The 19,705-nt window shown below is 32.0% G+C and carries 2 protein-coding genes and 1 pseudogene; all 3 read right to left on the reverse strand.

What is annotated here, in order from left to right; genetic code table 11:
* Positions 1 to 74 precede the first annotated feature (74 nt).
* The gene (locus tag IMCC3317_RS03835) at positions 75 to 4,745 is read right to left on the reverse strand and encodes a non-ribosomal peptide synthetase (RefSeq protein ID WP_160128186.1); all 4,671 of its coding nucleotides are present in this window, start codon (positions 4,743 to 4,745) and stop codon (positions 75 to 77) included.
* Positions 4,746 to 4,842: 97 nt separating this feature from the next.
* A pseudogene (locus tag IMCC3317_RS03840) lies at positions 4,843 to 13,050 on the reverse strand (amino acid adenylation domain-containing protein); the annotation flags it as partial.
* A 26-nt stretch (positions 13,051 to 13,076) separates the two neighbouring features.
* On the reverse strand, positions 13,077 to 19,700 hold the full coding sequence (locus IMCC3317_RS03845; RefSeq protein WP_160128188.1) for a non-ribosomal peptide synthetase: 6,624 nt from the start codon (positions 19,698 to 19,700) through the stop codon (positions 13,077 to 13,079).
* Positions 19,701 to 19,705: the final 5 nt, after the last annotated feature.

Below are 19,705 nucleotides of genomic sequence, written 5' to 3' on the forward strand. Positions count from 1 at the left end.
AATCGATTTTTTTTGATAACTGATGAGCATCAGTTATATCTTTATTGTAACTATATATAGTAGTTAGTATGTTATTAATTCTCTTTTTTTTGGAATAGCTTTTCGAGCTTTTTGAATTGATCTACGTTTAATTTTTTATAGGTCAGATCAACGGGTGTAATTGTTTTTTCTCTGTTAGAAAGCGTTTGGATTAAATCCGTCAGATTTTTTTCATACGCAGCTAATAAACCTTGTATGGTTTCTCTATAAAATTGTTTGGCACTGTATCCTATTTGAATGCTTAATATTCCTGCGACAACCATTCCTGAGATATCTAAAAGTGCATCTCTTTCCATTGTTGATGATAATACATTTCCTTTATACACATTTGTATATTCAAAATGATTGGACTCTTTATTATCATTGGGAACATTGCTTCCAAAATCGCCTAAATAATTGAATGTTATTTCTGAGGAAATCGTCTCAATGGTATTGGATATGTATTTCAATATTCCGTAGCCAATTCCTTTATCAGGTATTCTATGCAACGTTTCTTTTACACTTACTAGGTGATCTTCTGCTTCTTTCTTTTCAACATTTATGTAGACTGGAAATAGCGTAGTAAACCATCCTACTGTGCGTGTAATATCTAAATCGTCTTCTATTTGTTCTCTTCCATGACCTTCCATATTCACAAATACTTTTTGCATTCCAAACACTTCCAAAAGCGCGGCGCTAAAAGAAGCAAGTAGTACATCATTTACAGAAGTTGAATAGGCTTCATTAGCTTTGGTGAGCAATAGATTTGTGAGTTCTTCTGAAAGTGCGAAAGATGCTATAGAAGAATCTCCATAAAAATTATCTGTAGTATTTATATCAATTGGTAATTTGTCTGCATGTTTTGCATTATTTACTAGTTGAGTCCAGTAAGGAAGTTGTTTTTGAATATGATTAGTTTTAGAAAATATAGTTAATTGATCTACCCAATACCCGAACGAATGTGTTTTTAATGGCATTGCAAAACTTTCCCCTTGTAAATATTGACTGTGTAAATTTGTAAAATCTTCAAGTAGTATTCGCCAAGAAACACCATCAATTATTAAGTGATGTGCTGTAAATAGCAAGTATTCCTCATTTTTATTTTTTAGTAATGCCACTTTGAAAAGCGGTCCTTCTTCCAGTACAAAATTTGCTTGAAAAGCATCACAATATGCTTTGTAGTCTTCATCATTGCTTACTTCTTTTTCTTCAAAAATATACCCTTTAGTGTTTCCTTCATTTTCCTGAATCCATATGCCTTTTTCTTTGTAAAACACCATACGAAGTGCATCGTGATGCAGCACTAATTTGGCAATTACAGCTTCTACAGCTTCTCTTGAAACGACATGGTTACTTTTTAGAATTACTGATTGGTTGAAATGATGTTTACTCGTTCGTTCTGTATTTAAAAACCATTTTTGAATTGGACTAAGCGACAATTTTCCAACTATTATTTCTTGATCAATTTTCTTTGTAAGCGGAAATACTTTATGAGATAACTCTTTGATGACAGGAAATTGTAATATATCTTTTAAATCTACCTTATAGCCGTTTTGTTTTAGTCTCGATACAATTTGTATCGATTTTATTGAGTCGCCTCCTAATCTAAAAAAGCTGTCTTGGATTCCAATACGCCTATTTGGAAAAATATATTCATAAATCTGTACTAGTAATTCTTCAATTTCGGTTGTTGGTGCTTCATATATATCTTCGCTTTCCAGTGTTGTACCTTCTGGATTGGGCAATTTACTTCTGTCTAGTTTTCCATTGGTTAATAGTGGCAATTCTTTTAATTTCACAAAGTAATTTGGCAGCATATATTGCGGAAGAGACTTTCCTAAATAGTTTCTTAATTCACTTATTTCTAACTCTTTTTCAGGAACTATATAAGCAATTAACTCCATTTGTTCTTTGATTCTTTTTGCAATTACAACCGATGTTTTGATAGTATTATATTGATTTAATTTAGATTCAATTTCTCCAAGTTCTATACGATATCCTCGTATTTTAACTTGAAAATCTTTTCTTCCATATAATTGAATGGTTCCATTTGGAAGCCATCTTCCTATATCTCCAGTTTTATATAATTTCTGACCTTTCACATATGGATTATCAATAAATTTCTCATTCGTTATTTCTTCATTATTGATATATCCTGGCGATAATCCTAAGCCTGTAATGCAAAGTTCTCCTGGAACGCCAACAGGTTGAAAATTCATTGTATCCGAAAGTATGTAGATATTAGTGTTATCTACTGGTGCTCCAATATTGATAGCTTTTTTATCTGTAATTATAGCCGTGGTTGTATATATAGTATTTTCAGTAGGTCCGTATAGGTTTCTCACTTTTACTTTTTGAAGGTCAACACCTTTTAAGTGACTTTCTTTGAGCTGTTCTCCTGCTAAGTTTATAGCTGTAAACGCCCTAAAATCAATTTGTTTTGCTCTTAGGATATCCATAGCACTTGGCACTGTGTTTAAGAGTATTTTTCCTTCTTTTAAATCTGTGGCCTCAATTTCAAAAACGTTTTTAAAGAGTACTAGTTTTTTTCCTGAGCATAATGTGTAGAAGAATTCAAATATCGAGATATCAAAAGATACCGAAGTTGTTGCTAATACAGTATCTATATCATCTAAACTAAACTCACTTCTTGCCCAACTAATGAATGAAGATACATTTTTATGGCTAATCTTCACTCCTTTTGGTTGCCCTGTTGAACCTGAAGTATAAATGATATATGTTATGTCATCTTGCGTTGTGGCGGTAGAGAGTTTACTTTTTTCATATGTATCAATAGATGATACAAACTCTTGGACAGTAGTAGTATTTATTATTATTTTACTCTTACAATTACTTGCTATATAGTCTATTCTTTCCTGCGGATAATCAATTTCAATAGGCACATAAACTGCTCCTAGTTTTTGTATTCCTAAGATAATTGTCATCAACCATTCATCTCTTTCTGCATGTACACCTATAATATCTCCATGTACTATCTTATACTTTTTACTAAGAAAATTGGCAAATTGGCATGCGCGCTCATTGAGTGTCTTATATGAGATTTCGGTTTCCTTTACTACCACAGCAATTTGATGCGATTTTTTTTGTACTTGTGCTTCAAATAGTTGGTTGATGGAAGTCCATTTTTTATCCCAATTAAGTTTAGGATTGAATGTGTTTACAACTGCTTCCTTTTCAGTAGCATTTAAAAAATTTAAAGCATTTATACCCATTTTGGAATTGCTCGTGCAAGCCTCCATCAATGTTTCAATGTGATCAAAGAATCGTAATATGGTTGTTTCTTTAAATAAATCGGTATTGTATTCAATTGTCGCCACTAAATCGTCGCCATATTCTTCAAAACCAAATGTAATATCAAACTTGCTATATACTTTTGGTGCTACGTCAAAACTACCAATTGTAATATCTTTATTTGTGTCTTCTGAAATTTCTGCTGTTTCATCGTTTTGCAGTAACAACATCACATCAAAAATTGGCGTTCTACTAGCATCTTGTTTTAAGTCGAGAGATTTTACCAATTCATCAAAAGGATACTGATCATTTTCAAAGACACTAATCGTATTTTTTTTAATATCGTGAAAGAGTTTTAAAAAACTAGTCTTAGAAGTAAAGCTATTTCGTAATGCTAGTGTGTTGATATAGCACCCTAATTGATGTTCTAAATCAACAGAGTTTCTTCCTGCTACTGGTGTTCCTATTATAAAATCTGTTTGATTCGTGCATTTATAGAGAAATATATTTAGTATTGTTAGTAAGCCAATAAAAAGTGTTCCTTCTTCTTTATAACAAAAAGCATTGAAACGTTTGAAGGTTTCTGAATTGAATACTTTTCTTTTCTTGGCTCCATTGTATGTTTTTATCGGTGGCCTTGGATAGTCAGTAGGCAGGTTTAATACAGGTAATGTACTGTTTAGTTGATCGGTCCAAAATGTTTTTTGCTGCTTTTGGTTTGTATCATTTAGTAGATTTTGCTGCCAAACTGCATAATCTTTGTATTGAATAGTTAACTCAGGTAGGTTTTCCTTTCTATTTTTTGTGATAGCTTCATAGATTTCTAAGAATTCTTTGATAAAAACTCCCATTGACCAACCATCACTAATAATATGGTGCATTCCGAGCAATAACCAATATTTGTCAGATTCAACTTTGTAAAGCGAGAGCCTTACTAAGAGACCTAATTCAAGATCAAAAGATGCAATGAATTCTTTTTGTGCATTTTTTTGTATGTCAGCTATTGATTTGTTACTACAATCTAGATAACGGATATTCGTATCTATCTCGTTCATATTTTTGATATACTGCCTTAACTCTCCTTCATTATTTTCCTTGAAAACAGTTCTTAAAATTTCATGTCGTTTCACTATCTTTTTAAAGGCAGTTTCAATAGCTAGTTTGTCTATTTCGCCATTTATTGTATTTAGACTATACATATTGTAAGCGATACTACCTTCTTCTAGTTGACTTAATAACCAGATTCTATATTGAGATGAAGATAGAGGATATGACGTATTTTCCATTGTTAACGGAATATTATCTTCTTGACCTGCATCAAATTGTGACAAGTATTGAATGAGTTGTTCTTTGCTATTCCGAATTTCTTTTATCAATAAAGGATCTATATCAGATACAGCAGATACTTTTAAGACTCCGGATTCTAAGAATACGTGAATATTTTGGGTTGCTAGTTTGTTTATTAAATCTACCATTATATTTAGTTCAGACTATAGTATTGTATACTTTTCGCTGTTTTATATTTTGTTTTGAATGTACCTATTGTAGTATTAATTTATAGTACTGTTTGAATTAGATGATATCAATGATTCTACCTTCTGCTTTGCTTGCTTTTTCAGAATCTTTAATCCAAAGATTCGCTTTGATGACCTTACCTAGTTCTTCAATTGTAGGATTGGTAAATATATCTTTGATTTTAATTTTGATGCCTAATTCGCTATTGATAAAACTTGCCAAACGCGTTGCTTTTAAACTGTGTCCGCCCAAATCAAAGAAGTTATCTTTTATCCCTATTTTTTCTTTAGATAGTAGCAGTTTCCAGATTTCTACCAATTGAATTTGTATCTCATCTGTAGCTTCAACATATTCTGTTTTTTCATTAACCATCATAGGATTTGGCAATGATTGTCTGTCTGTCTTTCCACTATTATTTAGCGGTAATGATTCCATGAATACAATATGAGTTGGAATCATATATGCAGGCACTTTTTGATTTAAAAAGTCTTTAATTTCATTACGTTTTATATCTTTTTCACATACTAAGTATGCAATTAGCTCTGTTTCATTTTCTTCATTGATTCTGCTAATTACAACAGCATTGTCAATTGCGTGATGTTGATGCAGTATTGTCTCTATTTCACCTAATTCAATTCTAAAGCCTCTAAGTTTGATCTGTTCATCTTTCCGTCCTAAAAATTCTATATCTCCATTAGACAACCATCTTCCCATGTCTCCGGTTTTATAGAGCTTGGTATATTTGAGCGCTTCTTCATTGATAACTTTACTTTGTTTTATACCACAGAAAAAGTTGAGATTGTATTCTTGCAAACCATTTTTACTGCGAACTCTTGTTTTTACAGTGTAGTGCTCAATTTCTGTTAAATTGTATTGCAGCAACTTTTCAATGATATAGTATTTATCTTCTGAAGCTGTAATTCCAGGTGTTAATTTGTTTTCGTACTTGGTGTAACTAAAATTACTTGTATTGATACCATCTTCAAATTCAACGATTGGTAAAAGAGTTCCGAGGACAAATCTTCCGTCATCTTTTAGGCTCATTGCCATATTTTTCATCAAATTTTTAGGAAATTGAACTCTATCTAGCGTTAGGATACTAATGGCAAAATCAATTGAGTTTGGATTGAGTTTACTCATTTCAAAGAAATACTCGTTAGTTGTATCTACTTTACATATATGACTTTCAATTCCTTTTTTCTTTAGGTTATTCACAAAAAATGGATTAATATCTAAGCCAACAATATTTTTCACTCCATTTTCAAATATTCTTTGCACTAATTCTCCGTTTCCACATCCAAAATCAACTCCTTTACTATTTTCTGATATCGGTATTTTTAGTAAAGCATTTAAAGCTTCCCATGATAAGCTGTCTGAGCTATAGTTTTGATACATACCTTCGTAGAAATATCGTTGGAATGCATAGATAAATTGCTCATCATGTGCACTCTGTTTCAACATGGTATTTACATCTTCACAAATTTCTGTACTGAAACGAGTTTTTATATCTTCTTTAATTTCTTCAATGGTTTTATTTGACAATTGATTGATGATATCGTAATTAATCGCATTCAGAGATACAAATTCATCTTGCCCAATTACATTGTTTGGAATTTCATCACAGTCTTTAAAGAACATTTTTAAGTATGTTACATTAGGAACAAAAGATTCAAAAGTCTTCTTTACGTTGTTCAAATATCCTCTACTTATTCCATAACCACTTAAACAAATTTCTCCAGCTATTCCAACAGGAGCTAAGTTCAATGACTCATCCAAGATGTAACTCTTCAAATTATGTCTTGGTTTTCCAATAGGAATAATATCTCCAGAAGTTTTATCATCCCACACATGAGAATATACAGTATATTCTGTAGGTCCATATCCATTAATTAATGTACAGTATAGATTCCATTTTTTATATAAATCTTGTGGACACTTCTCTCCTACTGAAACGATTCTTGATTTGTATTCTAAATATTGTGGATCTAGTTGTTTAAGTAATGATGGTACTGTTACAATAACATCTATTTCTTTTTCATTGATGATCGCTATTAAATTCAAGAAATCTTCATTAGAAATCATTTGCAACTTACATCCATTTGTCAATGCCATGACCATTTCTCCTATGGAAGCATCAAAACTCAGTGATCCCATTTGGGATATTGTTTTGTAACTTGATAGATTGAAATATGCTTTTTGCCAAATCGATAAATCTACAATCGATTTATGTTCTATCATTACTCCTTTTGGCTTTCCTGTAGATCCTGAAGTATAGATAATATATGCTAAATCTGATCCAGATATGTGAACTGACGGTTTGCTAAAATCATATTTATTAATAGCACTTCTATCTATTTGATATTTACTTTTTTCCAAGTGAGAAGTATCGAAAGCCTTGTTTACTGTCAGCAATGCATCATATCTAAACTTCGTTAATTCATTTTTTATCGTGCAAATTTTCTCGCTAAACTCAGCATGTGCGATACCAAGATTTTCATGTGTTAAATCTTCTAGAAAAGCTTTAGAAATAAACAATTCATTTGACCAATCTAATTTTGTATTGTAGTCTGAATTGGTATTGTTTATTTTAAAATTCTCCAAGTCATGAATTAAATCTTCTCGTCTGTCTTCATCCATTAAATCACCTAAGAAAATATATCCATTAGGTTTCATTTTCTTGGTTGCCTTTCGAAGTACATCTCTCAAATAATTATGACCATTAAAACTTTGCACTACACTATTGATAATAATTAGATCAAAATCATCATAAGAAAGTTGATCAATTTCGTTGGCAGCTATACGTTCAAGACTGATATTGGTGTGTCCATCTTTAGTTACCTTTTTCTGCGTTAGTTCTAATATGTTTTGAGAAATATCTGTTCCTATGTATTGTTTTACTTTTGGAGCTACTGGAAACATTGTTAGTCCTGAAGAGCATCCTATTTCCAAGACTTTCATATTTTCATGTAAAATAGGCGCTAGTTTTAAATATGCATTGCTACTGTATTCCGCCATTTCTTTTTCTGAAATGTATTCGCCCGTGTAACTACTCATCCATCCTCCGGCAGTAATTTCATCAACAGCGGTTTCTCCAACATGTTCCCACAAATCTCTATCCATATATTCATTCTCGATACGACCAGATTCATTGTATATTTCTTCTGTATCAGTACAGAGTATATATTTAATTGATTTTACTCTCCATTGTAATTTATTTGCAAACTCAATTAAGTTTTTCTCTGTAATTAATACTTCAACATCCGAATTTTCTAAGATATATACGAGTCTGTCTTCTGGCGAATTTATATCTAATGGAACATAAGTTCCTCCAGCTTTCATGATTCCTAGTATATCTACAGTAATGTCTTTTGTACGAGAACGCAAGAGCCCTAAACCTGTTTCTTTGGTAAGGTGTAATTCTTTCACTAAGAATTGCGCCAATTGATTGGATTGGTTTTGCAATTCTTCATAGGTTAACGAACCATGATCATCTTCTACTGCAATTGCCGTTTCTGTTTGAGCAGCATGATGCTCGAATAGTTGTAAAATATTTTCAGATTTTTTGACATCTGTATTTACTTTTCCATTTACAAAATTGGTAGCTATTTTTTCTATCTCATGAGATGATAATAAATTGATATCATTTATTTTGATAGTTGGCTTCTTCAGTATAATTTGTATGATGTTTTGGAAATGTTCTGCCATACGAACAATTGTTTCTTCTTTAAAGATTGCGGTATAGTATTCTATTTCAATTGTGATTGTTTCTGCTGAATCATAGATAAACCAAGTTAAATCGAACTTACTTGAGGTATGCTCTTTTCCCAGTCTATTCATTGTTCCCATATTGATAGACTGCAATTCTTCTATTTCCGCATATCGTCTATCATAATTTTGAAGCACCATAGATACATCAAAAATTGGGTTTCCAGAAGGTTCACGCTGTACATTAAGTAATTGCACTAAATCTTCAAATTGTAAATCCTGATTTTCATAAGCGAGAATACACTTAGAAATTACTTGCTTGTAAAACGATTGGAAATCTTGATCGGTTTCTGGAAAACAACGAATACATATTGTATTTACAAACATTCCAACAATTGTATCTAAATCGGAGTGACGGCGACCATTTATTCCACAACCAATCACAACATCTTCTTGTTGTGTATACTTATGAAGTAGTGTAAATAAAATAGTCATTAATGTCATTTGCAGACTGGCTCCGTTTTGCAAACCTAATGCTTTGAGTTGCTCGCTATCTTCTTTGTTTATTGTAAATATGTGGTTGGTCCCTTGAAATGTAAAAACCTGTGGTCTTGGAAAATCTGTAGGTAAATTTAATTTCTCTGTTGGTACTGCAAATTCCGATTGCCAATATTCTATTTGGTTTTGTATTCCGCCAGTTTCAAACAAGTTGTTTTGCCATTCTGAAAAATCTTTATACTGTAATCGTAATTCTGGTAATTCTTCTTCATTGTATAATTTTAAAAAGTCATTAATAAGAATTTGTTGAGAGCTTCCATCAGAGATTATATGGTGCAAATCTACAATCCAAGCATATTCGTCTGCTCCAATTTGGACTATTGAAGACCTAATTAACGGTGCTTTTGATAAATCGAAAGGACGTGTATATTCTTGAATATAGGCTTCTAATTCTTCAGAATTATCAATAGCATGTGTATCTAACTTAAAATCAAAATCTGTATGCACTAGCTGCATTACTTCTCCTTCAATTTCTACAAAAGAAGTTCGTAAGATTTCATGTCTATTGATTAATCGTATGATGGTATCTTCTATTTTTTCAGCATGTACATCTCCACTCAAAACTCTTACAACTGGCATATTATAAGCAATACTTTCTGTATCAAATTGTTGTAAGAAGTACAGGCGTTTGTGACTTGATGATAATGGATAGTGGGGTTTTGTATCCGCAACTTCAATTTCTTTAAATGCAACTTTTGCTTTCCCTTTTATGGTTGTTGCCATCTCTTCTAAAACTGGTGTTAAGAAAATTTCTTCTATTCCTAGAATGACATCAAATTCTTTATGTATTTGTGTAATTAAGCGTGTTGCACTCAAACTATGTCCACCTAATAAGAAAAAATCGTCTTTTATTCCAATCTGTTGTGTGTTAAGTATATTTCCCCAAAGAACTATAAGCCTTCGTTGTGTATCATTGGTTGGCTTGATATATTCAATAGTTTTATTACCTGAATCTTCAACTTGTATCGTAGCTAAATGCTTTCTATCAATTTTCTTGTTATCTGTTAGTGGAAACGAACTTAGTTTAATAAAGTTTTCAGGAATTAGATATGAAGGAACACGTTGTTCTAAAAACTTCTTTATAGTCGTTGTTTCAATACCTTCTTGAGAGATTACAAACGCTTTTAATGTGTTTTCATTTTGCTGATTTTTATGACAAATTACCACAACCGAATCAACGCCTTCACATTCATTTATAGCTTTCTCTATTTCTCCTAACTCAACTCTGTATCCTCTTATTTTTACTTGATTGTCCTTTCTTCCAATAAATTCTATATTGTTATCAGGAAGCCATCGAACCAAATCACCTGTTTTATAAAGCAAAGTATTCCCACCTGCATCAAAAGGATTCTTAATAAAAGTAGCCGCTGTTAACTCCGATTTGTTTAAATATCCTTTAGCTAAACTTTTTCCGCCAATATATAGTTCTCCAATAGCACCTTTTGGCATCAATGCTAAATTAGCATCGAGTACAAAAAAGCTTGTTTGATTTATTGGACTTCCTATAGAAATATGTTGTTCAAATTCTGAGAAATTTTCCTTTGTAATATTGTAAACACTTACACCAATAGTAGTTTCTGTAGGTCCATAGTGATTGATGATCTGAATATCTGAATTGTATACTACTTTCTTAATATATGATGTATCTGCTTTATCGCCACCAGTAATAATTAATCGTAAAGTTTCACTATCTAATAACTTAGAAGATGCTGTATTCTCAAACAACAAATGGAGATATACAGGAGTTCCTTTTATAAATGTGATTCCTTTATCAGAAATATAGTTGATCATTTTAAAAGGATCTTGCACTGTTTGGCTTCTTACAATGTGCAATGTTGCTCCAGTTAGCAAACATCCGTATATGCAGGTTAAAACACCATCAAAAGATGGACTCGACACCAACATACTACTATCTAATGCTGAGATTTTATATTCTTTTGCAAACCAATCAACATAATTGAGTAGTGATGCATGCGCTATCACTACACCTTTTGGGTTTCCTGTAGAACCTGAGGTGTATATAACGTACATAGTACTTTCAGGCGTACTTGTTGTAGTGATACTTTCGCTAGAGAATGTAGTTTGCGTAGCTATAAACTCTTGAATGTCTTTCGCTTCAATACATACTTTGCATTTGCTGTCTTCTTTTATGTATTTAATTCTAGTTTCAGGATATTCATTATCAATAGGAACATAAGCTGCATCACATTTTAAAATTCCCAACATGACTATGATGATCCATTCGCTTCGTTCAAGATTGATGGCAACTAAATCTTCTGCTAATACGTTGTGTTGTTGTTTTAAAAAGTTTGCAAACTGATTAGAGCGTTCTTCTAGTTCTTTATACGTGATTGTTGTTTCTTCAAAAACAACTGCTACAGCTGTTGGAAAAGCATTTGCTTTCTCTCTGAATATATCTATAACCGTTTTTTCTGTTTTGTTTTGCATAGTAACGCTTTCTACTAGCGCTAGTTGTTGTTTGGTTTCTTCTGCAGATAAGAACGTAATGTCTTCAATTATAGTTGCTGTGTTCTCTACTATTTGCTGTACTAAGTTTTTATAATGTGATAGTAAACTCATCATCATTTCCTGCTCATATACATCTTCATTGTAGTCAAACCTTAAGTATACTTGCTCTCCTATTTCTTCCGCAGCGATATTGATATCAAATTTCACATTACACTTTCCTAGATCTGTGATTTCATTCTCATCAAAATTTTTAGATGGTATCAAATCTCTTTTATCACCAGCATTTTGTAATGTTAACATAACATCAAATACAGCACTTCTACTTGTATCTCTAGTTAGCTGTAATTTTTCTATCAACATATCAAAAGGATATGCTTGGTGTTCATATGCCGCAAGTGTATTGTCTTTTACTTTTTTGAAAAAGTCTATAAATGAATCTTTAGGATTGAGCTGATTTCTTAGTGTTAATGTATTCACATAGAAACCTATTTGATTTTCTAGATCTAAATGTTCTCTTCCAGCTACAGGAACACCAATTATCAAATCCTTTTCCATTGTATATCTATACAATAAGACATTCCAACTTGAAAGTAATCCCATAAATAGACTTCCATCTAGTGTTTCACAGAATTGTTTTAACTTTTGAGTACTTTCTTTAGGAAGAAAGGTTCCAAGTCTTTGTCCATTAAAGGTCTTTATAGCTGGTCTGATTTTTCTAGAAGGCAAATTAATCGTTGGCAAATCGCTCGATAATGTGTTTAACCAATATTCTTGTCCTTTTTGAAAAGCGCTAGATTCTAATTGTTTTAATTGCCATTCTGAATAATCTTTGTATTGAATATTTAAAGGTTCGAAAGAAGGCGCAATTCCCGTTGTCAAAGATTCGTAACAATACATTACTTCTTTAGAAAGTATATCTAACGACCAACCATCACTTATAATATGATGCATATTGTAATAGAATACATAACGATCTTCTTCTAATTTTAAAAAGCTTACTCTCAACAAGGGTTCATTTTCCAAATCAAATTCTTTGTAAGCGTCTTCTTGAATGTATTGTGCGACTAAATTTTGTTTGTTTTCTTCGTTTTCATAGTCCTTGAATTCGACTTTAAACCCTAGCTCTTCCCTTGATAAAATCCACTGACGAACTTCTTCAGAAGCATCTCTTTTGAATACTGTTCTCAAAATTTCATGGCGATCTACTACAGTTTCTATAGCCTGAATAAAGTTTTCAATATTTATATCGCTTGCCAACTCTATGCTTGTAGGCATATTGTATGCAATAGAACCATTTTTAAACTGACACATGATCCACAATCTTTTTTGCGCAGATGATAATGGATATGATTCTTTTATGGTTGCTTTAGGAATCTTCTCAGTGGTAATATTTTCTCGCTTATATTTAGTGAGGAAGTCTAATAATTCTTCCTTGTGTTCTTTAATTTCACTCACTAATTCATTTGTAAGTACTCCTTGAGGAGCCTCAATATCTAATTTTCCCTGAACTGCTTCGATTTTTACGTTTAGGTTTCTAAGCTTTTTATATAGGTCAAAACTCATATTGATATTTTTTCAGTATTATTAGATTCTTTTGTGTCTTCTTGACTAGCCCAATTTATTTTTTCAATTTCTGAGGCCAATTCTGCGATAGTAGGGTTATTAAAAACATCTCTGATTCCAATATTTACTTCTATCTTATTTACTATTCTATTTACAAGTGCTCCAACAGTTAGTGAGTCTATTCCTAGTTCAAAAAAGTTCGCATCTGTGCTTACTTCCGAGTTAAGAATTGATTTTAAAATATCTGATAATTTGATTTCTAACTCAGTTTGTGGATGCACATACCCTTCCTGATTGGATGAAGCTTCAGATATGTCGGGTTTGGGTAGTTGTTTTCTATCTATTTTTCCATTGCTGTTTAATGGCAATGCTTCTAAGAATACACAGTATTCAGGAATCATATATTCAGGCAGATAATCTCTTATATATAAACGTATTTCTTCAAACGTTATTGGTGTTTCTTGTACAACATATACTACCAATTGCTGAACATCTGCGTCATTTTTGAGTAAGCTTACAATGGCTTCTTTTACATGTTCATTTTTTCTAACCACACTTTCAATTTCGCCCAATTCTACTCTAAATCCTCTAATTTTTACTTGGTAATCTTTTCTTCCTAGGAACTCCATATTTCCATCTGGCATCATGCGTCCAATATCACCAGTTTTGTACATCATTCCGCCTAATTCTTTATCAAATGGATCGGGCACAAAAGAAGCATTCGTTTTTACAGAATCATTTGCATAACCTCTTGCCACACCAACGCCGCCAATAAAGAGTTCGCCAGAAGTTCCTACAGGAACTTTATTTAAGTGATCATCTAATATGTAGAAGAAATTGTTTTTTATCGGTTTACCATATGGTATTGAACTCCATGTAGGATCAACTTCTTTAATAGGATAATAATTAGACCAAACTGTTCCTTCGGTTGCGCCACCTAAACTGATTACATTGGCGTTTGGGAAAAACTTACGAATCTTATCTGGAAGTTGTGTTGGAATCCAATCACCACTCATGAATACAAGTTTTAATTCTTCTTGTAGAAAGTCTGTGTTTTCATATTCGAGTTCGGCTACGAGATAGTTCATCGTTGTTGGTACAGAATCCCAAAACGTAATTTTTTCTTTTTTGATGATCTCTTTTAATACCGAAAAATTGGTAATTTCTTCTTGTGATACGATTACGATTGATCCACCAGCTGCCAACATTCCAAAAATGTCATATACAGATAAGTCAAAACACATTGAGGTCACAAAAAGAAGGTTGTCATCTTCATTAATGTTGTAGGTTTCATTTACCCATTCTACTAAATTGACTGCTGCATGATGTGGAATCATTACTCCTTTTGGTCTTCCTGTAGAACCTGATGTATAGATTGTATAGGCAAGTTGATTGCTGTCTATCTCAATTCCTAGATTATTTGTAGCGCAATCTGAAATTGTGTCTTCATTTAAGAATATTTTTGTTATGTTTTCTGCATCAAAATCGTTTTGAATATCATCTATCAATAACCAACTTACATGTGAGTTTTCGATGAGATAGGATTTTCTTTCCGCAGGATAAATCGGATCAATAGGAATATAAACGCCGCCAGCTTTGAGAATCCCTAGTAAACCAATAATCATACTGAAATTTCTAGAAGCAATGATTCCAACATGATCGCCTGTATTCAGTCCTTTTTCTCTTAGGTAATGTGCTACTTGATTGGCTTGCTCGTTTAAACTTTTATAATCTAACTCGTTTATATTGTGCTTTAAAGCAATTGCTTCCGGTAATATTGCTGCTTTTCTTTCAAATAGTTCATGAATTTTTGAGTTAGATTCATATGCTTCTTTTGTTTGATTAAAGGCGTCAATTAATGAAGTATCTTCCGCTGTTAATAATAAAATATCTTCACATTGCATTGTTGGATTGTCTACAAAACTTTGAAGAATCATTTCATAAAGCTCAGCAGCTTTTATCATGTCTTCTTTGTTAAAGTATGTATTTGCGTATTTGATAGCAACCGTCAAATTATTCAATGTTTTATCGACTTCTAAATCAAATAATGTATTTGTCATTTCATGATTCTGAATTGTATGGTCAAACAACTCATTATGTGTTTGATTTACTTCCGATTCCTCATTCCAGTTTTCAAATTGATGGAAATCCGTATAGTTCATCAACGTATCAAAGATTGGATTGTTTAGTGTTGATTTTTCTCCTATGATTTGCGCTATTTCGGCAAGATGAATTTCTTTTGATTTCATTTTTATCAAATGCTCATTAACCATAGTTATTAGAGAAGTTACATTTGAACATTCAGCAATATTTAATCGGATTGGAACTGTATTTAGAAAACATCCCATAATGTTCAAACCATCTTCTATTTCTGGGCGTTCATGAGTTACAACACCAGTTACTATCTCAGTTTCAGAACAGACTACTTTGAGCAAATAGGCATGTGCAGCCAAACAGATTGTTTTTACCGATACTTTAAGTTCTTCTGAAAGTTTAGTGATTTCAGTCATTAATTGGGCTGGCAACCATCTTGAAATAATAGACATTCCAGTTTCATCATTTAATCTTTTTCTATTTGTATTGAATGGCAATTTATTTCGTGTATATCCATCGAGCATTTCTTTCCAAAAACCTTCTACGCCTTCTAATTTTTTTCTTCCAATAGTAATTGCGCAGTAATCTTTATATGTAGATTTTAAAGGTTTTAAATCTGTATGCGTGATGTTGGAAAGTTCTGTTTTAAAGATAGAAGTACTCCATCCATCTAGTAAAGCATGATGAAAACTAAAAAATATTGAATATAAATTGTCAGAGATTCGAAATGCTTTTACTCTCCAAAGAAGGTCGTCATTAAAATCGAGTCTTAAGTTAAGGTCTGCTTCTGAATAGTCTAAAATTTTAGATCTTTTTTCTTCATCTGGCACCATTCTTAAGTCTTCTATTATTAAAGGAACTTTTGGCGTTGTATATACTACTTTGGTTGGTTGACTAAAGCTTTTTGTATAATATTTGGTTCTTAGCGAAGCATGTCTGTTTGCTAATTTTGTGATGTTTTTTTCAAATTCAGCTTCGTTTTCAATGATTAAGGTATAGGAGTATTGATCGTAATATACAGGTTCTTCATTTCTGATTAAGGAAGAAAATATCATTCCAACTTCGATTGGAGTTAACGGATAAATTTCTTCATATTCATCTGATATAATTTTGATCCGCTTGTTTTCTTTTTCTATTCCTTTTTCAAATTTTTGTATTTCTTGATGTCCAGTTTTTAAGTATTCTTGAACTGTATTTCCTCCTCTTTTGTCTTCAATAACAGGAACAAGTTCTTGAATAGTCTGCTTTTCAAAAATATCAGCTACACTTAAATCAGAACCGAATATTTTCTTGATTTCAATTACTAATTGAATTGCTCTTATAGAATCGCCTCCAAGTGAAAAGAAATTATCTGTAATTCCAATGTCTTCCTTTTGCAAATGTTTTTCCCAAAGAGAAATCAACTGTTCTTCTGCAGCATTTTCTGGTGCCACATAACTAGTTTTGTTGGCTTCTTCGAAATCAATTTGTACTAGCTTTTCTTTGTCAATCTTTCCATTTGATGTTAGTGGAAATTCATCTAGTTCTAAGTAAATATTTGGAATTGTATACGCTGGTAATTTTTTGCCTACATATGATTTTAGTGCTTCAGTTTTTACTTCTTGCGTTGTTTTGATGTAAGCTACAAGTATTTTTTCTCCTAAAGAATTTTCCCTGCATAATACTGTAGAAGTTTCAATTGATGGGTGCGTAGAAATGAGTTCATTTATTTCTCCTAATTCAATTCTGTATCCGCTAATTTTTACTTGCTCATCATTTCTTCCTATGTATTCTAATTCTTCATCAAAAGACCATCTTCCTAAATCACCTGTTTTATAAATTCTTTTTTTCTGCCCAAAAATGCTTTCTTTAAATTTTTCTGCGGTTAGTTTTTCATTATTTATGTATCCTTCAGCTATACCCAAACCACTTATACATAATTCTCCCATAACACCTTTAGGTTGTATCATACCTGCAGAATTTACAATGTGAATGTCTGTGTTTAGAATAGGTTTTCCGATAAAAATGGTTTCTTCATTTCCTCTAATTTCATATACACTACAACCAACAGTTGCTTCTGTAGGTCCATATTCGTTTATGATTCTTGCAGATGGAAATATTTTTTGAGCAATCTCTACTTGATATTTATGAAGCCTGTCTCCTCCAACAATTACTAATTGAATGTTTGTATTTTGAATTTCAATACCTTCTAGTAAATTAATATGCGCTGGCGTAAGCTTTATACATGGTATGTTTTTGGAGAAATAGTTTTGCAAGGTTACTCCTATATTATTTTCTGAAGCTAATATGTGAAGCGTATGACCACTTACTAATGGAAGAAATAAGCTCGTTACTGTTAAGTCGAATGAAATAGACGTAAATAGTCCAAAATCTCCAGTATATTTTTGATCTTTTATATAATACGATTTTCCCCATGTTAAATAGTTAGCTAATGCCGTATTGGAAATCATTACTCCTTTTGGTTTTCCTGTAGAACCTGAAGTATATAATACGTATGCTACGTTATTTTTTGATGTAGAGGCTACATGTGTGTTTTCGAATTCTTCTGGATCAAACTCAACATCTATTGCAAAAACATTTCCATCATATTCAGGTAATTCAAACATGTAGTTTGTTTCAGTTATCAGCAATTTTGGAGCTGCATCATCTAAAATATCTTGAACTCTTGCTATTGGATAGTTTGTATCGATAGGAATATATGCTGCGCCCGTTTTTAAAATTCCTAACATGGCGATTACCATTTCATCACTTCTATCTAAATAAATTCCAACTAAATCATTTTCTTCTATAGCGTAATTTTGACGTAAGGAACTTGCCAATTTATTCGATAACTCGTCTAATTCGCTATACGTTATTTCTTTGTTTTGAGCTACTAATGCAACTGCTTTAGGCTTCTCTTTTGCCTGCTTTTGAAACATCTCTACAAGGTTTTGTAATGATGCTTCGCTTTCTGTAGTATGTGTAGATAAGGCTTCATCTTCAACAAGTGCTACTGTTCTAATTTCGTCATTTGGAGATTGTATGAGTTTTGATACCATCTTTTTATAATCTCCTAAAAATTGATGCATCAACTCACTTTCATAAAGATCGGTATTGTAATTCATTTGAATTTCCAAATCGTCTACCAAATCGGTAATATGAAACTCAATGTCAAACTTCACTAAACCTTTTCCTAATATTTTGATAGTTCCTGATTCCTCAGGCGTTAATAATGCTATTGGATTCTCATTGTTATGATAATCCATCAATACATCAAACAAAGGACTTCTACTGGAATCTCTTCGTTTTGATTGCGTATTTTTCACAATACTTTCAAAAGGATATTGCTGATGCGTAAAAGCTTCTAAGGTGGTTTGTTTGATTTTTGAAAATACTTGGTTGAATGACGCTTCTTCTTTTATATGATTTCTAAGCGGTAATAAGTTTACGTAAAATCCTATCTGGTTTTCTAAATCAGAATGATTTCTTCCAGTTACAGGAGCACCAATAATGATATCTTTTTGCAAAGTGTAGCGCTGTAAGATTACATTCAACCCAGAAAGTAAACTCATAAATACACTTCCGCCATTTTCAATACTATAAGTTCGAAGATTGGACGTTAATGAAGCTCCTAAATTTGTAACTATCTTTTCTGCATCAAAAGTTTTTATGAGTGGTCTTGTCGTTTTTGATGGAAAGTTGATGACAGGTAATGTTCCCGATAATCTTTCTGTCCAATAGTCTTTACTAATTTGATTTTGAGCTGTATCTAATTGATTTTGTTGCCAAGTAGCATAGTCTTTGTATTGAATTGATAAGTTATCTAACTTGATTTCTATTCCTTCCTTAAAAGCTTGATAATATGCTATGACTTCATCTGCCAATACTTTTATAGACCATTCATCACTAATGATATGATGCATGTTACAGTAAAATAAATAATGTTCTTTTTCTAACTGCAATAAACTGCATCTAAATGCTGGTGCTTCTTCTAAATTGAAAGGTTGTTGTAAATCTGTAGTGATATAATTTCGAATTGCAGCTTCTTGATTTTCAACATTTATATAATTGTGCGTTGTTATTTTTAAGTCTAATTCCTCTACTGATAAAATCCATTGACGAATTTCTCCTTCTTCATTTTCTTTGAAAGCCGTGCGCAGAATTTCATGTCTTTCAATTACGTTATGAATTGCTTTTTCAAAATTTGTAATATCAACATCTCCAATAATAGCAAACGTTTGCGGAATATTATATGCAATAGAGCTTGTTTCTAGTTGACTCGCTAACCATACTGCATTTTGTGGAGATGATAAAAGGTAATTTTCTGAATTAGTCGCTTTAGGAATCTTATTTTGTTCCATAGCGTTTGCTAACTCAATTGATTTTAAGTAATTTATTAATGCTGTTTTACTAGATTTCAACAGACTTAGAATAGCTTCTGGAAGCTTCTCTTTGTGAGATGTTACTCTTAAATTGTCTTGATCTAATGTTAATTTAATTTCATTTTCCCTTAAAACTGACAGTATTTCTTTAACAGATTGTGGCATGGTTT

This window comes from Kordia antarctica, assembly GCF_009901525.1.
GTDB lineage: Bacteria > Bacteroidota > Bacteroidia > Flavobacteriales > Flavobacteriaceae > Kordia > Kordia antarctica.

Bases quoted from the DNA above. Each gene is read 5' to 3' on its own strand.
- IMCC3317_RS03835 (WP_160128186.1), bottom strand. From the start codon at position 4,745: ATGGTAGATTTAATAAACAAACTAGCAACCCAAAATATTCACGTATTC.
- IMCC3317_RS03845 (WP_160128188.1), bottom strand. From the start codon at position 19,700: ATGCCACAATCTGTTAAAGAAATACTGTCAGTTTTAAGGGAAAATGAA.